Origin of the sequence: Camelimonas lactis, from assembly GCF_004342915.1 — a bacterium.
In the GTDB taxonomy this organism is placed as follows: domain Bacteria; phylum Pseudomonadota; class Alphaproteobacteria; order Rhizobiales; family Beijerinckiaceae; genus Camelimonas; species Camelimonas lactis.
In genome coordinates, this window is sequence record NZ_SLWL01000001.1 from 437,543 (window position 1) to 456,686 (window position 19,144).

At 67.6% G+C, this 19,144-nt stretch carries 16 protein-coding genes; 8 read left to right on the forward strand and 8 right to left on the reverse strand.

All coding sequences use genetic code 11. The features are described 5' to 3' along the window. Positions 1 to 95: 95 nt before the first annotated feature. Both EV666_RS01885 and EV666_RS01890 read right to left on the reverse strand, forming a co-directional pair. Entirely contained in the window at positions 96 to 1,595 is a 1,500-nt protein-coding gene (locus EV666_RS01885) for a TRAP transporter large permease (protein ID WP_132002116.1), read from the reverse strand. A 45-nt stretch (positions 1,596 to 1,640) separates the two neighbouring features. Further along, positions 1,641 to 2,180 (reverse strand): TRAP transporter small permease subunit, encoded by a 540-nt coding sequence (locus EV666_RS01890; RefSeq protein WP_132002119.1) that lies wholly within the window; start codon positions 2,178 to 2,180, stop codon positions 1,641 to 1,643. Between the two features lie 441 nt (positions 2,181 to 2,621). Between EV666_RS01890 and EV666_RS01895 the strand changes: the two genes are divergently transcribed. Together EV666_RS01895 and EV666_RS01900 are read left to right on the forward strand one after the other, a co-directional pair. Then, positions 2,622 to 3,752 (forward strand): M20/M25/M40 family metallo-hydrolase, encoded by a 1,131-nt coding sequence (locus EV666_RS01895; RefSeq protein ID WP_132002122.1) that lies wholly within the window; start codon positions 2,622 to 2,624, stop codon positions 3,750 to 3,752. Between the two features lie 265 nt (positions 3,753 to 4,017). Further along, positions 4,018 to 4,224, forward strand: a complete 207-nt coding sequence (locus EV666_RS01900) for a SlyX family protein (RefSeq protein WP_132002125.1) — start codon at positions 4,018 to 4,020, stop codon at positions 4,222 to 4,224. 51 nt (positions 4,225 to 4,275) lie between these two features. Here EV666_RS01900 and EV666_RS01905 read toward each other — a convergent pair whose 3' ends face one another. After that, positions 4,276 to 4,623, reverse strand: coding sequence for a VOC family protein (locus EV666_RS01905; protein ID WP_132002128.1), 348 nt, complete (start codon positions 4,621 to 4,623; stop codon positions 4,276 to 4,278). Positions 4,624 to 4,763: 140 nt separating this feature from the next. Here EV666_RS01905 and EV666_RS01910 point away from each other — a divergent pair, with 140 nt between their 5' ends. Next, positions 4,764 to 5,543 (forward strand): thioredoxin domain-containing protein, encoded by a 780-nt coding sequence (locus EV666_RS01910; protein ID WP_132002131.1) that lies wholly within the window; start codon positions 4,764 to 4,766, stop codon positions 5,541 to 5,543. Positions 5,544 to 6,081: 538 nt separating this feature from the next. Continuing rightward, complete coding sequence (purD, locus tag EV666_RS01915) at positions 6,082 to 7,371, forward strand: phosphoribosylamine--glycine ligase (protein ID WP_132002134.1); 1,290 nt, start codon at positions 6,082 to 6,084, stop codon at positions 7,369 to 7,371. A gap of 172 nt (positions 7,372 to 7,543) precedes the next feature. Here the strand turns inward: purD and EV666_RS01920 are convergent, their stop codons facing one another. After that, positions 7,544 to 9,454: a monovalent cation:proton antiporter-2 (CPA2) family protein gene (locus EV666_RS01920; protein WP_132002137.1), complete on the reverse strand. Its 1,911-nt coding sequence runs from the start codon at positions 9,452 to 9,454 to the stop codon at positions 7,544 to 7,546. Between the two features lie 271 nt (positions 9,455 to 9,725). Here EV666_RS01920 and ispH point away from each other — a divergent pair, with 271 nt between their 5' ends. From ispH to rnhA, 3 genes are read left to right on the forward strand one after another with little or no spacing between them, the layout of a single operon-like run. After that, entirely contained in the window at positions 9,726 to 10,733 is a 1,008-nt protein-coding gene (gene ispH, locus EV666_RS01925) for a 4-hydroxy-3-methylbut-2-enyl diphosphate reductase (protein WP_132002140.1), read from the forward strand. A gap of 2 nt (positions 10,734 to 10,735) precedes the next feature. After that, on the forward strand, positions 10,736 to 11,701 hold the full coding sequence (gene thrB / locus EV666_RS01930; protein ID WP_132002143.1) for a homoserine kinase: 966 nt from the start codon (positions 10,736 to 10,738) through the stop codon (positions 11,699 to 11,701). Next, positions 11,698 to 12,141: a ribonuclease HI gene (gene rnhA, locus EV666_RS01935; RefSeq protein WP_132002146.1), complete on the forward strand. Its 444-nt coding sequence runs from the start codon at positions 11,698 to 11,700 to the stop codon at positions 12,139 to 12,141. Before thrB ends, rnhA begins: the two co-directional genes overlap by 4 nt. Before the next feature lie 66 nt (positions 12,142 to 12,207). Here the strand turns inward: rnhA and EV666_RS01940 are convergent, their stop codons facing one another. After that, positions 12,208 to 12,693, reverse strand: a complete 486-nt coding sequence (locus EV666_RS01940; protein WP_132002149.1) for a peroxiredoxin — start codon at positions 12,691 to 12,693, stop codon at positions 12,208 to 12,210. Positions 12,694 to 12,988: 295 nt separating this feature from the next. Here EV666_RS01940 and EV666_RS01945 point away from each other — a divergent pair, with 295 nt between their 5' ends. Further along, a complete protein-coding gene (locus tag EV666_RS01945) occupies positions 12,989 to 13,597 on the forward strand; it encodes a YqgE/AlgH family protein (protein WP_132002152.1) in 609 nt (202 codons plus the stop codon). A gap of 240 nt (positions 13,598 to 13,837) precedes the next feature. Here EV666_RS01945 and EV666_RS01950 read toward each other — a convergent pair whose 3' ends face one another. From EV666_RS01950 to thrC, 3 genes are all read right to left on the reverse strand, one after another. Then, entirely contained in the window at positions 13,838 to 17,002 is a 3,165-nt protein-coding gene (locus EV666_RS01950; RefSeq protein WP_376886012.1) for an EAL domain-containing protein, read from the reverse strand. Further along, a complete protein-coding gene (locus EV666_RS01955) occupies positions 16,968 to 17,549 on the reverse strand; it encodes a GNAT family N-acetyltransferase (RefSeq protein ID WP_132002155.1) in 582 nt (193 codons plus the stop codon). The genes EV666_RS01950 and EV666_RS01955 overlap by 35 nt, the downstream gene beginning before the upstream one ends. A gap of 176 nt (positions 17,550 to 17,725) precedes the next feature. Further along, positions 17,726 to 19,126, reverse strand: coding sequence for a threonine synthase (thrC, locus tag EV666_RS01960; protein ID WP_132002159.1), 1,401 nt, complete (start codon positions 19,124 to 19,126; stop codon positions 17,726 to 17,728). Positions 19,127 to 19,144 lie beyond the last annotated feature (18 nt).

Sequence of the window (19,144 nt, forward strand, 5' to 3'; positions counted from 1 at the left end):
CGGGAGCAAGTCGCGTCATCGCGCGGTGGGAGGGCTGCCGGCCGGGCCTGCGTCCCGCCGTTATGGGCGGCCGGCTTCCGGCAGTCGCTGGCGCCTCAGAATTTCGGCGCGCCAACATCCGGCGGGCCGCCAAAGCCGCCGAGTCCGCCTGGGGCGGCCGGAGCGCCTGGCGCGCCGGGAAGGCCGGGGGCGCCAGGGAGGCCCGGGGCGGGAGCGCCGCCGAGATTGCGGAACTGCTCCTCCACCGCCTTGTCGTCGATCTTCTTCACGTCCTCCAGCCAGTAGGTGACGGAATTGGGCCAGAAGATCACGATGGCCACCAGGATCAGCTGCATGATCACCCAGGGGATCGAGCCCCAGTAGATGTCAGAGCTTTTCACCGCCTTGGGCGCGATGCCGCGCAGGTAGAACAGGGCGAAGCCGAAGGGCGGGTGCATGAAGCTGGTTTGCATGTTGACGCAGATCAGCACGCCGAACCAGATCAGGTTGATGTCCAGCTTGGCCGCCACCGGCGCCAGCAGCGGAATGACGATGAAGGCGATCTCGAAGAAGTCGAGGAAGAACGCCAGGATGAAGATGAAGATGTTGACGAAGATCAGGAAGCCGATCTGACCGCCAGGCAGGTGCGACAGCATGTGCTCAATCCAGCGGCCGCCGTCCATGCCCTGGAAAACAAGGCTGAAGCAGGTGGAGCCGATCAGGATGAACACCACCATGGCGGTGAGGCGCATGGTGTTCTCCATGCCCTCCCAGCACAGTTTCCAGGTCAGCCGCCGGTGCAGCGCCGCCAGAACCAGCGCGCCGACCGCGCCCATTGCGCCGGCTTCCGTCGGCGTGGCGAGGCCGAGGAAGATGGTGCCCAGCACCAGGAAGATCAGCACGATCGAGGGGATCATGCCCCACAGCACCCGGAAGACCAGGGCGCGGTTCAGCTCGCCGCGCGCCTCCGGTGGCAGCGGCGGCATGGCGCCGGGACGCAGAAACGACAGCGCCACGATGTAGAGGATGAAAATCGCCACCTGGAGCAGCGAGGGGCCGATGGCGCCCAGATACATGTCGCCGACTGATTTGCCGAGCTGGTCGGCAAGGATCACCAGCACCAGCGACGGCGGGATCAGCTGGGTGATGGTGCCGGAGGCGGCGATGACGCCGGTGGCCACGCGCATGTCGTAGCCGTAGCGCATCATCACCGGCAGCGAGATGACCCCCATGGCGATCACCGAAGCGGCCACGGTGCCGGTGATGGCGCCGAGAATGGCGCCGACGACGATCACCGCATAGGCGAGGCCGCCAGGAATGGCCCCGAACAGCTTGCCTGTGCCCTCCAGCAAATCCTCCGCCAGGCCGCAGCGCTCCAGAATCGCGCCCATGAAGGTGAAGAACGGAATCGCCAGCAGCAGGTCGTTGGAGATGATGCCGAAGAAGCGCAGCGGCAGGGCGGTGAGGAAATCCGGCGTGAAATGCCCGGTGAAGATGCCCAGCACGCCAAACGCCAGCCCCACGGCCGACAACGAGAACGCCACCGGGAAACCAAGCAGCATGAAACAGATCATGCCGGCGAACATCAGCGGCGGCAGCACCCCGTATGCGAACATGGTTCGGACCTCCCTGACCCCGCCTTGCCGGCATCGGTTGCGCTGTTATTGCAGCGGTTTTTCGTAATTGGTGTCGATGTCCGTCAGGCCGCGCAGCGCCGCTGCGCGTTTGATCAGTTCGGAGACGCCCTGCAGCGTCAGCAGAAAGAAGCCGGCGGGCAAAACCAGCTTTGCCGGCCACAGGATCAGGCCGCCGGCGTTCAGCGAATATTCGCCCGAGAACCAGGAGGTGAGAAAAAAACGCCAGCAGATAATGGTGAGAAATATGGTGACCGGCAGCAGAAACACCGTCAGGCCGATGGCGTCGATCCACAGTCGCGCCCGCTGCGACACCGAGCCGTAAATCACGTCGACGCGCACATGCTCGTTGCAGGCGAGGGTCCATGATGCGCCAAACAGCACCATGGCGCCGAACATGTACCACTGGATTTCGAGCCAGCCGTTCGAGCTGTAGTGGAACAGGTAGCGCACCGTAGCGTTGCCGGCGCTGATGAGCACGCTGAGCAGCACCAGCCAGCTCGCCACATAGCCCAGCCAGCGGCTGAGCTGATCGATGCCCCTGCTCAGAACCAACAGGCCCTGCATGGTCGCCTCCCTGAACGAGGCTCCGGGCGGTTGCGCCGGAGACGGGCGTCAAGTTACTGTATTTATATGTTTTTCTACGGCAGGCGGCTGCCCGCTGTGTCGGAATCACGACCACGACGCCCCAAAAGGGGGGCCTGGTCGACGATTCTGGAGTAGCGGATTCCGTTGCGATCGCAACCAAGACTTTTGGCATAGGCGGCGCAGGCGGCAGGTATTGGGGTCGCGAATACGCAAGGTGCGGCGGCGAATACCTGGGGGCTGACGGCCAGCCTTTCGCTCTGGCGGCGCCCCGCCTGACAGCCCCGCCTGACAGCCCCGGCTGGCGAAGCGCCTGGCGACACGTCCTGGCAAAGCGTCCTGGTAAAGCGTCTTGGCAACGCGGGGTGCGACGCGCCATGGTTGGGCAGCCGGGCGCGCCCGGAAACAGCAGGGAGAAACGCCGTGAACTTCGCCGGATTGCCGTTCGACGCTGAAACCATGCTGCAGGGCCTGATTCCATGGGTCATGTGCGAAAGCCCCACCCACGACGCCGCCGCCGTCAACGCCATGCTGGACCTGGCCAGCATTGATCTGGCGGCGATGGGGGCGACCATCGAGCGAATTCCCGGCCGGATGGGTTTCGCCGGGTGTGTCCGGGCGCGGTTTCCGCATCCGCGCTTCGGCGAGCCTGGCGTTCTGATCGCCGGCCATTTCGATACGGTGCACCCGCTGGGGACGTTGCAGCGCCTGCCGGTGCGGCGCGAGGGCGACATCTGCTACGGCCCGGGCATCATGGACATGAAGAGCGGCAACTACCTGGCGCTGGAGGCGATTCGCCAGCTCGCCCGCGCCGGCTGGCAGACGCCGCTGCCGGTGACGGTGCTGTTCACGCCGGATGAGGAAGTGGGCACGCCCAGCGCCCGCGAACTGGTCGAGCAGGAGGCGGCGCGTAACCGCTATGTGCTCGTGCCGGAGCCGTCGCTGACCGATAATGGCGTGGTGACAGGGCGTTACGCCATCGCCCGCTTCAATCTGCACGCCGAGGGACGCCCCAGCCACGCCGGCGCCCAGCTCTCCGCCGGCCGCTCGGCGATTCGCGAAATGGCCCGGCGGATTCTCGACATCGAGGCGATGACCACGCGCGATTGCACCTTCAGCGTCGGCGTCATCAACGGTGGCGAATGGGTGAATTGCGTGCCGTCCGCCTGCACTGGCCAGGCGCTGAGCATGGCGCGCCGGCAGGCGGATCTGGACGCCGGCGTCGCCGCCATGCTGGCGATGAGCGGGGAGAGCGACGGCGCCCGTTTCACCGTGACTCGCGGCGTCACCCGGCCGGTGTGGGAGCCGGACGCCTGCGGCATGGCGCTGTACGAGCGGGCGAAAGCCATCGCCGCCGATCTTGGTTTCGACCTGCCGCACGCCAGCCAGGGCGGCGGCTCGGACGGCAATTTCACCGGCGCCATGGGCATTCCCACCCTCGACGGCCTCGGCGCCCTGGGCGCCAACGCCCATACGCTGAACGAACACATCGTGGTGAGTTCGCTGGCGACCCGGGGGAGACTGTTTGCCGGATTGCTGGCGACGCTGGACTGATCCCGTCGGCAGTAACAAGGAGCTTCAACGCGATCTCCGGTTGGACGCTGCGGCTCCCGGAGGGCAACGCGCCGGCAGGGCGTCGCCGCCGCGCCCGGCAGAATCCGGCGGGAATGGCGCTGGTCTTTGATGGCCTTGATCTTCAGGCGCTGATCTTCAGGCGCTGATCTTGGCCGCGTGGGCCGGCGCATATATGGGTCAGGGCGTGGCGGGGAGCCAGCTTCCGGTTCCGCGCCCGTCAGCCCTGCATTGAGGAAACGCGGCCATGACTGGCGAAGAACGCCTGACCGAGCTTGAAATCCGCATCGCCGAGCAGGAGAAAACCATCGAGGATCTGTCGTCGGTGCTGGCTGAGCAGTGGAAAACCATTGATCAGCTGGGCAAAAAGCTGAACGCGCTGACCAGCCGCTTCCTGCTGCTGGAAGAGCAGACCGCGCCGGATACGCCGGTAACGAAGCCGCCGCACTGGTAGGCGGCGGCGATCATCGGGTTGTGACAGCCGCGCCGGCGCGCGTTGCGCCGGTCAGGTCGCGGACCAGACGGCGAGTTCGGTTCCGCCGGGTTCGCGGAACTGGAAACGACGGCCGCCGGGGAAGTCAAAGATATCCGCGGTGACGACGCCGCCGGCGGCTTTTACCCGGGCCAGGGCGGCTTCGAGATCGTCGGTTTTCAGGATCACCAGCGGCGGCGCAAGGCTGGCCCGGGCGACGCCGCCGTCAAGTCCGGCGCCATCAAGCGCCTGATAATCCGGACCATAATCGACGAAATTCCAACCGAAGGCGTTGGTGAAGAAAGCCGTGGTGGCGGCGACGTCGGGCGAGGAAAACTCCACATAGTCGATGGCGAGTTTCGCTGGTGTGGCGTCTGGCATGGAAACCTCCAGAGTTTGGGCGGCGGCCGCCGCCTGTTGCGCAACTGAAAACCATGATGACCGGCCATGGTTGTGCGCGACACGACCACGCCGCATTGTCCTGTGCATAGACGTTTTGTGTATCGACCGGGCGATTGGGCGTGCTGGAAGGGTTTGACGTGATGATGTGGGTGAGCCGGCGGACAGCGTTGCTCGGGGGGCTGGGGGCGCTTTTCGCTGTAGGCGCGCGGGCCCAGGCAAGCGGCCAGACAAGCGGCCAGGGGGCGGATCACTGGTACGACCTGAAGGACCGGGACGGGGCGCCGTTGCCCAACATGCGGCTGCCGGTGGAGCTGACCTCTGAGATCGAGCGTCTGCCCGGGATGTTCTGGATGGGCGCCGCCCAGCCGGACGTCACCATCATTGAAGTTTACGATTATAACTGCCCGTGGTGCCACGCGACGGCGCGCGACCTGCATGCGTTGATGGCGGATGCGGACGATGTGCGCGTCGGCTTCATGAACAATCCGATCCTCTCGCCCGCCTCGGCCCAGGCCGCGAAAGTGGAGATGGCGCTGCTGCGAACCATGGGGCCGCAGGTTGCCTATGATTTTTACCGGGCAATGTTCTCGCGCAAGGGCCGCGCCGACGGCGCCGCGGCGCTGGCCGCCGCCCGGGTGGTGATGGACGGGCGGCGCAGCGAAACCACGGAAGGCAAGAAAAACGGCGCGACCTTCGCCAATGTCCAGCGCGCCGCCGATGACGAAAAGACCGTCCAGGCGTTGCAGGCGCAGATGAAACTCGCCGCGTCGCTGGGCATGTCGGCGACGCCGTCGTTCATCACCGGCGGCGTCGGCATTCAGGGATATCCCGGCCCCAAAACCCTGGGCCGCATCATCGCCGCCATGCGCGATTGCGAGGAGCCGGTCTGCAAGGGATGAGCGGGGAGCCAGGCGGCGTTTCCGCGCCCCTTTTCACGCCCTCTTTTCACGCCCTTTGGCCGCGCTCCTTGCCGCGCTCCTTGTCGTTCCACGGACGTGGCCCGGAACGGATGGGGCGGGAGCACCCTTCCTGATCGCTCTGCAATTCCTTCAGCATCAACGGGTTTCCAGCCCTATATCCTGGCCGCCACGATAATGGCGATGACGATCAGCGCCCAGCCAATCGGCGTTGCGAAGATGATGGAGCCGGCCGTCCTGATCACGTTCATGTCGTTCCCCGAAAGCAATCCTGCTTCCTGGGATGATGGACAGATGGTCCATATCCGTAGGTGTGGCCCGGCACATCGGCTCCGGGCCGGCGCATGCGACAAGGGGGAGGGATGTGCGGTCGCCGCCAGGACAAGAACCGCCATGGCATGAACCACCGCAGGGAACCATATGGGCCCTATGGGAATGAACCGCGTGGGCGCGGAGAATCGCGTGGGGCGGAGCGCGCGAGCGCTATTCATTATCCGGCAGTTTCTTTATAAGCGCGGCCATGAATATCCTGCTCATTGGCTCGGGCGGCCGCGAACATGCGCTGGCGTGGAAGTTGGCTGCATCCCCCTCATGCGACAAGCTTTTCATCGCGCCTGGCAATCCGGGCACGGCGACGCTTGGCGAGAACATCGCGCTCGACGTGAGCAACCATGCGGCGGTGACCGACTTCTGCCGCGCCCACGACGTCGGGCTGGTGGTTGTTGGCCCGGAAGCGCCGCTGGTCGCTGGCCTCGTCGATGATCTCGCCGCCGCGGGCATCAAGGCTTTCGGCCCGCGCAGCGCGGCCGCGCAGCTGGAAGGCTCCAAGGGCTTCACCAAGGAGCTGTGCGCGGAATACGCCATCCCCACCGCCGCGTTCGCCCGGTTCGAGGATCTGGCCGCGGCCCGCGCTTATGTGCGCAAGAAGGGCGCGCCGATCGTCATCAAGGCCGATGGCCTCGCGGCCGGCAAGGGCGTGGTGGTGGCCGAGACGCTCCCCCAGGCCGAGGATGCGCTGGACATGATGTTCGGCGGCGGGCTGGGCCAGGCGGGGGCGGCGGTCGTCGTCGAAGAGTTCATGAGCGGCGAGGAGGCCAGCGTCTTCGCCATCACTGACGGAAAATCCTTCATTCCCTTTGGCGACGCCCAGGATCACAAGCGGGTATTCGACGGCGATCGCGGCCCGAACACCGGCGGCATGGGCGCCTACTCGCCGGCGCCGGTGGTGACCGCGGAGGTTCACCAGCAGATCATGGACCGCATCATCGCGCCGACGGTGGCGGGCATGGCGGCGCGGGGAACGCCCTATGTGGGCGTGCTTTACGCCGGCGTGATCCTCACCGCCGAAGGGCCGAAGCTGATCGAATACAACGCGCGTTTCGGCGACCCGGAGTGTCAGGTGCTGATGCTACGTTTCCGCGGCGATCTGGTGCAGGTGATGCTGGCCGCCATCGACGGCCGCCTCGACGCGCTGCCGCCGGAGCAGCTTGCCTGGTCGGACGAAGCGGCGCTGACGGTGGTGATGGCGGCGGACGGCTATCCCGGCGCGGTCCAGGCCGGCTCGGTGATCCGTGGGGTTGACGCGGCCGGGGGCCCGGACGTGATGGTGTTCCACGCGGGCACGAAGACGGTCGACGGCGCCCTGACGGCCGCCGGCGGGCGCGTGCTGGCGGTGACGGCGCGCGGCGCCACGGTGACGGAAGCCCAGCGGCGCGCCTATGAGGCGGTGGACCGGATCGACTGGCCCCAGGGCTTTTGCCGTCGCGACATCGGCTATCGGGCGGTGGCGCGCGAGCGTCAGGCGGACTGACGGCAGGCGCAGCCGCCTGAGGCCCGCTGCGGATCATGGCCGCCCGGATGTTCCGGGCGGCCTTTTTTGGGTTTCCGGTTTTTCCCGGTTTGCTGAAAAAGCAACGCTGGCGTTCGCGGAGCGCGCGCGTCCTGGACGAGCCGGCCGACGCCATGCGGGGCGCCGGCCGCCGTCAGATCCCGAGGGAGCCCCGGGAGCCCAGCAGCGAGGGGTCGTCGCCAGCGCCCCAGTCGTCGTCGGCGTCGCTGGCGTCGAGGAGGCCCCGGGTTTCGGCGTTCAGCGCCCGCGAGCGCTTGCGCGGGCGCGACAGGGGCTCCGGCCGGATCGATGAACCGTGCAGCAGCTCCAGGCCGCTCATGAAACCCTGTTCGCTTTGCAGGACGAGGCGGGCGACGTCGCGTTTGCGCACGTCTTCCTCCACGGTTTCAGCCTGCTCGAAGTCCATCCCCAGGGTTTCCAGCGTCGCCCGGCCCAGGCTGAGCGCCGACTTGAACGTATCGCGGATCTGGTAGTCCACCGGCAGTTTCATCAGGGCGATGGCGTGCTCGCGGTCAATGGCGCGGACGATGGTGCGCGCGTGCGGGAATTCGGCGTGCGCCAGCTCGGCGATCAGCGTCGCCGTTTCGGCGTGATCGACGCAGATGCAGAGGACGGCCGCCCGCCCGGCGCCAGCGGCGTGCAGCACGTCGGTGCGGGCGCCGTCGCCATAGAACACCTTGAAGCCAAAGCTGCTGGCCTGGCGGATGCGCTCGACATTGTGGTCGATGACCGTCACGTCGGCGTTGCCGGCGAGCAGCACCTGATTGACCACCTGGCCGAAACGGCCGAAACCGATGACGATGACGCCGCCGCTGGCGGTTTCGCCATTGTCCAGATCGGAGGCGTCGACATCCCCGTCGGCGACGGGCCGGCGCAGCAGCGCCGCATCGATGGCCTTGGCGGCGATCGGCGCCAGCAGCATCGACAATGCGGCGAGTGAAATCAGCATCTGGGCGTGATCGGGGGTCAGCAGGCCAAGCCCCTGGGCGGTGGGAAACAGCACGAAGGCAAATTCGCCCGCCGTGGCCAGCAGGGCGCCGATGCGCAGCGAATCACGCCAGGGCGAACCGGAAGCGCGGGCCAGACCGGAGACGAGGCCGATCTTCACCGCTACCATGGCGATGGCGGCGAGGGCCAGCGGCAGGGCGTTCTCCCCCACCAGGCCAAGATTGATCGACATGCCGACGCTCATGAAGAACAGGCCGAGCAGCAGACCGCGGAACGGCTCGATATCGGCCTCGAGCTGGTGGCGGAAGTTCGATTCGGCCAGCAGCACGCCAGCCAGGAACGCGCCCATGGCCATGGAGAGGCCGACGTGCTCCATCAACACCGCCGCGCCCAGCGCCACCAGCAGGGCGGCGGCGGTCATCACCTCGCGGGCGCCGCTGGCGGCGAGGATGCGGAAGATCGGGTTCAGCAGGTAACGGCCCACCAGCACGATGAGCAGGATGCCCCCCAGGGCCATGCCGATGGACATCAGCTGCGCCGACATCGCATGGGTCTCGGGCGAGGTGACATTGGCCATCAGCGGCACGATGGCGAGGATGGGGACGATCGACAGGTCCTGGAACAGCAGCACGGCGAAGGTGCGCTGGCCATAGGGCGCGCGGGTTTCACCGCGCTCACCAAGAATGCCAAGGGCGATGGCGGTGGCGGAAAGACCAAGCGCCATGCCGGCGACGGTCGCCTCCTTCGGTCCGTAGCCGACGAACCAGGCGCCCGCCGCCAGGGCCGCGCCGCACAACAGCAGTTGCGCCGCGCCGAGGCCAAAGATGTCGCGCCGCATCGACCACAGGCTGGACACCTTCAGCTCCAGCCCGATGATGAACAGCAGGAGAACGACGCCGAATTCAGCGACGCCGCGAATGGCTTCCGGCTCGGACACCAGCTGCAGGCCCCAGGGACCGATGACGACGCCCGCCACCAGGTAGCCGATGATGGAGCCGAGGCCGATGCGCCGGAACAGCGGCACGGCGACGGCGGCGGCGCCACAGAAAACGAGGATGGGCTCGATGAAGCTGGTGTGGCTTGCGGGGTCGGTCATCAGGTCCGTTCTGTCGTCCGGGGCGCCTGGCGAAGCAGGGAGGCGGTTCAGCGGGTCCCTGTTTATGCCATCGCATGCCCATCGTCCCCAACACCAAAAGCATGGCGGCCCGCGCGTCGGCGCCGTTCTTGACAGGTCGCGACGGGGCGGCCACATCGCGTTGGGCAAGGGTGACCGCGCGCCGCCAATGGGCTAAAGCCTTTCAGCAGAACGGACGGGGCGGCGTTGTTTCCCGCCACGCCACGGCGCACGCACTTCAGGGACTGCACACATGACCGGCCCCAAACCGGACGACCACGCCGTTGCGGCGGCCAGCGCGGCGGCCAGGCCGCGCCTCGACGTGCTGATCTGCGCGCCGCGCGGCTTTTGCGCCGGCGTGGTGCGGGCCATCGACGCGGTGGAGAAGGCGCTGGCCGTCTACGGCCCGCCGGTTTATGTGCGGCACGAGATCGTCCACAACAAGTATGTGGTGGAGAGCCTGCGCCGCAAGGGCGCGATCTTCGTCGACGAGCTGTCCGAGATTCCCGACACCCGGGCGCCGGTGATCTTCTCCGCCCATGGCGTGCCGAAATCGGTGCCGGACGAGGCGGCGACGCGCAATTTCTTCGCTATCGACGCCACCTGTCCGCTGGTCACCAAGGTGCATCGCGAGGCCGAGGTGCACCGGCGGCGCGGCCGGCACATCATCCTGATCGGTCACGCCGGTCATCCGGAAGTCATCGGCACCATGGGGCAGTTGCCGCCCGGCAGCATCACCCTGGTGGAGACGGTGGAGGACGTGGCGCGGATTGATCCGGCCCTCGCCGCCAGCCTGGCCTACGTCACCCAGACGACGCTCTCCGTCGATGACACCCAGCAGATCGTCGAGGCGTTGAAGACGCGCTTCCCGGACGTGGTGGGGCCGCACAAGGAAGACATCTGCTACGCCACCACCAACCGCCAGGAGGCGGTGAAGCGCGTGGCGCCCCAGGTGGAGGCGATGATTGTCGTCGGCTCGCCCAATTCCTCCAACTCCCAGCGGTTGCGGGAGGTGGCGGAGCGCGCCGGCTGCCGCGTCTCGCGGCTGATCCTGCGGGCGGAGGACATCGACTGGGGGCTGTTCGGCAATATCGCCAGCCTTGGCGTCACCGCCGGCGCCTCGGCGCCGGAGGTGCTGGTCGAGGAGATTATCGACGCCTTCGCCGCGCGCTATGACGTGCATGTGGAAAGCGTCTCCACCGCCGATGAAAGCGTCTTCTTCCCGCTGCCGCGCGAGCTGCGCGCCGAACCCACGGAGTAATCGTGGCCGTTTACACCGAGATCGCCGATGAAGAACTCACGGACTTCATCGCTGGCTATGACATGGGCGCGGTGCTGTCGCTGAAGGGCATTGCCGAAGGCGTCGAGAACTCCAACTTCCTGCTGCGCGCCGAAGCCGGTTCATTCATCCTCACCCTTTACGAAAAGCGGGTGAACCCGGACGATCTGCCGTTCTTCATCGGATTGATGCAGCACCTGGCGGCGCGCGGCGTCAATTGCCCGCTGCCGGTGAAAAACCGCGCCGGCGAGGCTCTGGGCGAGCTGGCGGGACGTCCGGCCTGCATCGTCACGTTCCTCGACGGCGTTTCCGTGCGCAAACCCGGCGTCGGTCATTGCCGCGAGCTGGGCGTCGCCCTGGCCGGTCTGCACCAGGCGGCCGACGGCTTCGCCCTCAGCCGTCCTAACGCGCTGGGCGTCGCCGGCTGGCGGCCGCTGTTCGACGCGGCGGCCGGGCGCGCCGACGATATCGCGCCAGGCCTTGGGGCGCGTATCGGCGCGGCCCTGGCCGAGGCGGAGGCGAACTGGCCCCGGGGGCTGCCCACGGGCGTCATCCACGCTGACCTGTTCACCGACAACGTGTTCTTCATCGGCCCGAAGCTGTCCGGCGTCATCGACTTCTACTTCGCCTGCAACGACGCCCTGGCCTATGACGTGGCCATCTGCCTCAACGCCTGGTGTTTCGAGGCGGACGGCTCCTTCAACCTCACCAAGGGTCAGGCGCTGCTGGCCGGCTACCAGAGCGTGCGCCGGCTGACGCCGGAGGAGGTCGCCGCCCTGCCGCTGCTGTGCCGGGGCGCGGCGCTGCGCTTTCTGCTGACGCGGCTGGTCGACTGGCTCAACGTGCCGCCGGGCGTGCTGGTGAAGCCGAAAGACCCGCTGGAATATGACCGCAAGCTGGCCTTCCACCGTGGCGTGATTTCAGCGTCCGACTATGGGCTGGCGGCGTGAGCGGGCGGGTAACGATCTACACGGACGGCGCCTGCAGCGGCAACCCGGGCCCGGGCGGCTGGGGCGTGCTGCTGATGTTTCGCGGCGTGGAGAAGGAGTTGAGCGGCGGCGAGGCGCTCACCACCAACAACCGCATGGAGCTGATGGCCGCCATCATGGCGCTGGAGACGCTGAACCGGCCCTGCGCCGTCGATCTGTGGACCGACAGCCAGTATGTGCGCAACGGCATTACCTCGTGGCTGCGCGGCTGGAAGGCGAAGGGCTGGAAGACGGCGGACCGCAAGCCGGTGAAGAACGAGGATTTGTGGCGGCGGCTGGATGCGGCGCAGGAGCGGCACGACGTGGCCTGGCACTGGGTGAAAGGCCACGCCGGCCACGCGGAAAACGAGCGTGTCGACGCCCTGGCCCGTCAGGGCATGGCGCCCTACAAGGCGGCCTGAACCTGGGGTTCCAGGGCAGGCGCGCAGGACAGGCGAGGCAGCGCTCCGCCCCGCCTGGGAGCAGTCTTACAGGTTGTTGAGCAGATGCTCGGCGGTCGAGACGTCGGCCTTGCCGGAGACAGCCTCCACATTGAGCTGCTCGACCACGCCGTCCTTCACCACCATGGAATAACGCTGCGAGCGGACGCCGAGGCCGAAACCCGAGCCGTCCATGGTCAGGCCAATCGCCCTGGCGAAATCGGCGTTGCCGTCCGACAGGCCCTCGACCTTGCCTTCAGCGCCGCTGGCCTTCAGCCAGGCGTCCATGACGAACACGTCGTTGACGGCGGTGACATAAATGGCGTCCACGCCCTTGGCCCTGAGTTCAGCCGCGTGGGTGACGAAGCCGGGCATGTGGTTGCGGTGACAGGTGGGCGTGAAGGCGCCGGGAACGGCGAACAGGATGACCCGGCGGCCGGCGAACAGGTCATCCGTCGATTTGGCCGCCGGACCTTCGGCGGTCATGACGCGGAAGGTGGCTTGCGGAAGGCGGTCGCCGACTTGGATCGTCATGGTAACTCCCGGATAAGTCTTTATCGTCAGAGGTTTGTGTCGTTCTGGCGCATGCGCCGCAACAGTCGCGAACACGCGTCTCGCCACGCGAAACAATACGCAGCTTGTCTGAAAACGCTCCCGCGCGACGCGCGGGCCGCTGCAGGCGCAGTGCATGAATAGGACGGGACGCGCCCGATGTCATCCGCGCCCGGCCATGGCGGCGTCGCCCCGGCGGTTGCAGGGGTTGCAAAGGTCGCCTGACCGACCGCAATCCCCAGTAGGCGAAAGCGGCCATGCCCTTTACAATAGGGGCATGCCTATACCGTTCGCCCCATCGCCTGCTGATTCAGATGTCTGGCTTGACGGCCAGATGCTGGTGGCCATGCCTTCCATGGAGGATGAGCGCTTCGCCCGCTCGGTGATCTACATCTGCGCCCATTCGGAAGAAGGGGCGATGGGCATCATCATCAACAAGCCGGCGACGGACCTGTCGCTCGCTGATCTGCTGCTGCAACTCGACATCATCAAGGACACCAGCATCCGCCTGTCGTCCGCCTCGGAAAGGGTGCGGGTGGTGCGCGGCGGCCCCGTCGACGCCGGCCGGGGCTTCGTGCTGCACACCTCGGATTTCTCGATCGACAATTCAACCCTGCCAATTGATGACGACATCAGTCTGACGGCGACGGTGGATATCCTGCGCGCCATCGCGCGGGGCGACGGCCCTGGCAACGCGCTGGTGGCGCTCGGTTACGCCGGCTGGGCCGCCGGTCAGCTTGAAAATGAGATCCAGGCCAATGGCTGGCTCAACTGCCCGGCTGACCCGTCGCTGATCTTCGGCGGCGGCGAACACACCTATGAGCAGGCGCTGAAGCTGATCGGCGTCGACCCCGCGCGGCTGTCGGGAGACGCTGGCCACGCCTGAGGGGCAGGGGGCGTTGCAGCCGGCCGTGTTCCTTTTGGCGCTGGCGTCCCTGGCGGCGCAGAAGACCAGCCTGACCGCGAGATCGTGATCCTTTGATTCCGGGCGCCCGCGCCCCTTCAGGAGGCCCGCCCGTACGGCGTGGTCTGCTGGGGAGCCGCGTTCACCCGCAACCGGCGCGGCGGCGGGCAAGGTCTGCGACCGCCCGCTTTCCCATTCTGTCGGGTATCAGGCGGCCAGGGTTCAGGCCGCTTCCTGGGTCGAGCCGACCAGGCGGCGGGCGTCGTAGGCGCTCATGGGGTCGCCGAACACGCTGCCCTGGGCGAAGTCGAAGCCGAGCTGGGCGAGCTCCACCGAATCCGATTCGTCCTCGGCGCCTTCCGCGCAGATCTCGGCCCCGAGGTCGTGGGCAAAGGCGGCGATGGAGCGCAGGATGGCGACGCGGGCGGGCATGCCGCGCGCCTTCACCAGCGACGAATCGACCTTCACAAGATCGATGTCGGCGTGTTGCAGGCTGGTGAGCGGCGACTGGCTCGAACCGAAGCGCGACAGGCACAGGCCCACACCGGTTTCGCGCAGGCGCGGCAGCGTCCGCAGCATGAACTCCGGGTCTTCCTGCAGATGCCGCTCGGACAGTTCGATCAGCAGCGTGCCGGGCTTGACGCCGGAACGCTCGACCAGATTGCGCAACTGCGCCAGCAGGTCGGCGCGCAGCACGTGGACGCCGGTGAGCGCCACCGTGGCGAACAGGGGCGGATCGACGTCCAGGGCGTCCTGCCAGGCCGCCAGTTCACGGGCGCCGCGCTCGACGGCGAACAGGAACAGTTCGCCAAGCAGGCCGTTGGCCGAAGCGATCTCGCGGAAATCCTCATAGGCGAGCCGGCCCTGGCGCGGATGGTCCCAGCGCAGGATCGTCTCGAAACCGGCCACGGTGCGGTCTTCCAGGCGGACGATGGGGTGGAAGAACAGCTTGATCTCGCCGCGCTCCAGGGCGCCGCGCAGATCGGCGCCCAGCGCCAGCGGCACGCTACGCTCGTTGCGCATCATCGGCCGGAAAGCCTCGACCTGGTCGCCGCCCTGGCGTTTCGCCCAGGTCGCGGCGATTTCGGCGTTGGCCAGCATTTCCTCCGCGCCAGAGCGCACGGAGGGGTCGTAGAGGGCGATGCCGATCGAGCCGGTGAGATAGGCCTCAAGCTCGCCAAGCGGCGCCGGCGTGCCGAGCACGGCGCGCACCTGTTCGGTGAAGGCGCGGATCGCCTCCAGTTCGGGCTCGGAGAACAGCACCACGGCGAATTCGTCGCCGCCGAGCCGCGCCAGGGTGTCCTGCGGTTTCAGCAGGCGGGCGAGGCGGCGGGCGACCATTTGCAGCACCGCGTCGCCGGCGGCCGGCCCGGCCTCCTCATTGATGGTGCGGAAGCGGTCGATGTCGATGACCACGACGGTGGGCCGCACCGCCTCATCGCGCCGGGCGAGCAGGATGGCGGTGTTCAGGCGATCGACCAGCAGCTGCCGGTTGGGCAGGCCGGTGAGGCGGTCGTGGATCGAATCCTGCAACAGCCGTTCCTCGGCGGTCTTGCTGTCGGTGATGTCGGCGAGCGTGCCGACGATGCGGATGACCTCGCCATCGCTGCCGACGACGGGCCGGGCCTTGAGGCGTTGCCAGACGTAGTGGCCGCGCGCCGAGCGCAGGCGGAAGTCCAGGTTGATGCGGCCCCGGCGCTGCTCAAGGATCGAATCAAGCGTGACGCGGTAGCGGTCGCGGTCCAGCGGGTGCATCAGCGCCAGCCAGTCGGCGGCCCCGCCGCTGAGGGCGTCGCGTTTCAGGCCCAACTGCTGCTCCAGTTCGGGGCTGACGGCGATCCGGTCGGTCTGCACGTCCCAGTCGAACACCACGTCGCCGGAGCCGGCGAGGGCGAGGGCGCGGCGCTCGGTGTCGCTCACCAGCCCCTGGGCGATGGCGCCGCCCGCGAAGGCGTGTTGCAGCACGGTGAAGCCGATGAGCATCACCACAAGGACCAGGCCGCCGATCAGCACCGCGGGAACGATGTCCTTGTTCAGATAGCCGGTGACCGCCATGGCGGCGGCGCCGACCCAGGCCAGCAGCAAGGTCCAGGTGGGAATCAGCATCACCGCCCGGTCATAGCCATGCATGGCCAGGTTGAGCACCAGCACGAAGCCGATGGCGGCGATGGCGGCGATGGAGATGCGGGCGACGCCGGAAGCGACCGGCGGATCAATGACCGCGAGGCCGACGAGCGCCCCGAGGAACACCAGCCAGATGGCGGTGACGTGGCTGTAGCGCACGTGCCAGCGGTTGAGATTGAGATAAGCGAACAGGAACACCAGCAGCGTCGCCGCCAGCACGGTTTCCGCGCCGGCGCGATAGATGGCGTCGGCCCCGATGGTGAAGGGAAACAGCCGCTGGATGAAGCCGAAATCGATGCAGGCCCAGGCCAGCACCGCCCAGGCCAGCGCCGCCGCGGCCGGAAAGATCACCGCGCCCTTGACCACGAAAACGATGGTGAGGAACAGGGCCAGCAGGCCGCAAATGCCGAGGATGATGCCCTTGTAGAGCGTGAGGCCGTTGGTTTTCGCCTTGTACGTCTCCGGATCGAGCAGCAGCACCTGCGGCAGCCTGTCGGAGGTCAGCTCGGCGATGAAGGTCACCGTGGCGCCCGGATCAAGGGTGATGGCGAAGACGTCGGCGTCCGGGCTGTCCTCCCGTTCCGGCTTCATGCCCTGGCTGGCGGTGATGGCGGCGATGCGGTTGCTGCCAAGGTCAGGCCAGACGACGCCCGAGCCCACGAGCTTGTAATGCGGCGCCACCAGCAGCCGGTCGATCTGCTCATCGCCGGGATTGGTGAGGGCGAAAACGATCCATTCCGGCCGCGAGCCGCTTTCGCGCGCCTTGACGGCGATGCGGCGCACGATGCCGTCAGGGCCAGGGGCGGTGGAAATCTGGATGACGTCGCCCTGGGAGCGGTAGCGCTCGATGATCCGGGTCAGGTCCAGCGCCGGCCGCTCGGGGGTGACGCGCACGGCCTCGACCGCCAGCGCGCCCGACACGGACAGGCACAGGACGACCAGGGCCGCGAGGACGGCGCCGATGCGGGACAACAGGGCTGCTGGCTTGGCTGGCAAATCGAACTCTGCAAAGGCCGCCAAGCCCGAAGGCGCGGCGATGTTCCGGTGGCGAAGTGGTAACGGCGGCGGCCCGCCAGGGCAACCGTCTGATGGCGGGGGCGGCGTCAATTGGTAAACCCGCCAGAGCTTGCGCCAGCCGCCTGGCGCTCCGGGGCGTGCGGCGCTTCTTTCCACCGCCTGAACGTGGCGCCAATATGTTGGCGGCCGATGAGCATGGTCCGCCGGGGGGTCATCCGTCGCTGGCGAGGCGCGCATAGGTGACATGGTCCGCCCAGACGCCGGCGATGCACAGGTATTCCCGCGCCAGCCCCTCAAGCTGGAAACCGTTCTTTTCCAGCACCCGCCGCGAGCGGTGGTTGTGCGGCAGGCAGGCTGCCTCGATCCGGCGCAGGCGCAGCTGGGTGAAAGCATGGCGACAGATGGCGTCGACCGCGTCGGACATCAGCCCTTTTCCGGCCCATGGAGCCCCCATCCAGTATCCGAGCGTGCAGGTCTGGGCGACGCCACGCCGGACGAGGCCAAGCGTCAGGCCGCCGACCATGATGTCATGGGCGCGGCTGAAAATCAGATAGCCATAGGCGGCGTCCAGCCGGGCGTCGTTCCGGGCGGCCAGAACCTTGCGCCGCCAGGCGGTGCGATCGAACTCATCGCCCGTGCGCAACGGCTCCCAGGGCGCGAGAAACGCCTCGCTGGCGTGGCGCAGGGCGAGCCATTCGTCAAAATCGTCCATGCGCATGGGGCGCAGGTAGACCCGCGCGCCAACGACAGGCGCTGGCTCCGTCTGGCGCGGGGCAAACCGAAACAGGGCCATGGCGCGCCCTCCCGCATCATGTGTCTGACGTCGCGGCGCAGGGCGCCGCGACGATGCTCAAGTACGCCGGACAAAACCCGCCGGGTCAATCAAAACAGCCGGGTCAATCAAAACAGCAATGGCCGGGCGGGGCCGGCCATTGTCACCAGGTAGGTGGGGAGAGGCGTGCGGGCGTTTCAGCCCGTGCGGGCGTTGGCGCGGATGAAGGCGGCCACGGCGCCCTGGTCGTTGGCCATGACCGTGAAGCGTTCCTTGCGGTCGAACAGATCGGCCAGGTGGGCTGGCAGCGGCGGCCGCATGCCGGTGGCTTTCTCCACCGCGTCCGGGAACTTGGCTGGATGGGCGGTGGCGAGGGCGATGACCGGCGTCGCCGGGTCCTGCGCGATCTCGGCGCGGGCGCCGGCCACCGCCACCGCGGTGTGCGGGTCGATGATGTAACCGCATTCACGGTAAACGCGGGCGATCTCCGCCAGGGTGGCGTCCTCGCCGGCGGTGTGGGCGCTGAAGCCGGCGCGAATCGCCGCCAGCGACACCGGCTCGATCTCGAAGGCGCCCGACTGGCCGAGGGAGGCCATCATGGCGCGAATCTGGGCGGCGTCGCGGCCGCATGATTCGAACAGCAGGCGCTCGAAGTTCGACGAAATCTCGATGTCCATGGACGGGGATGAGGTGGCGGCGACGCCGCGCTTCTCATAGCGACCCGAGGCCAGGGTGCGGGCGAGAATATCGTTGGCGTTGGTGGCGATGGCCAGGTTGGCCACGGGCAGGCCCATGCGGCGGGCGATGTCGCCAGCGAGGATGTCGCCGAAATTGCCGGTGGGCACCGAGAAGGCGACCGGCCGGTGCGGCGCGCCGAGCGCCACGGCCGAGGTGAAGTAGTAGACCGTTTGCGCCGCGATACGGGCCCAGTTGATCGAATTGACGCCGGACAGGCCAAGCTCGTCGCGGAAGCGGTGGTCGTTGAACAGGCCCTTCACGATGGCCTGGCAGTCGTCAAACGTGCCTTCCACGGCGATGGCGTGGACATTGGGGGCGTCGACGCCGGTCATCTGGCGACGCTGCACCTCGGAGACGCGGCCGTGGGGATAAAGAATGAAGACATCGACCTGATCCAGCCCACGGAACGCCTCGATGGCGGCCGAGCCGGTGTCGCCGGAGGTGGCGCCGATAATGGTGGCGCGCTGGCCGCGCGCCCGCAGCGCATGGTTCATCAGCCGGCCGAGCAGCTGCATGGCCACGTCCTTGAACGCCAGGGTCGGGCCGTGAAACAGTTCGAGCACGAAAATGTTGTCGGCGACCTGGGTCAGGGGGCAGACGGCGGCGTGGCGGAAGACACTGTAGGCCTCGTCGATCATCGCGCCGAGGTCGGCGGCGGGGATATCGCCGTCAATCAGCGCGCCCAGCACCCGGCGGGCGACCTTTGCGTAGCTCTGGCCGGCCATGCCGGCGATATCCGTCCGCGACAGCTGCGGCCAGCCTTGCGGCACATACAGGCCACCATCGCGCGCCAGGCCCGCAAGCAGGACGTCCGTGAAGCCGATGGCGGGCGCTTCGCCCCTGGTAGACACGTGCAGCAAGGTTCTCTCCGGCTTGGG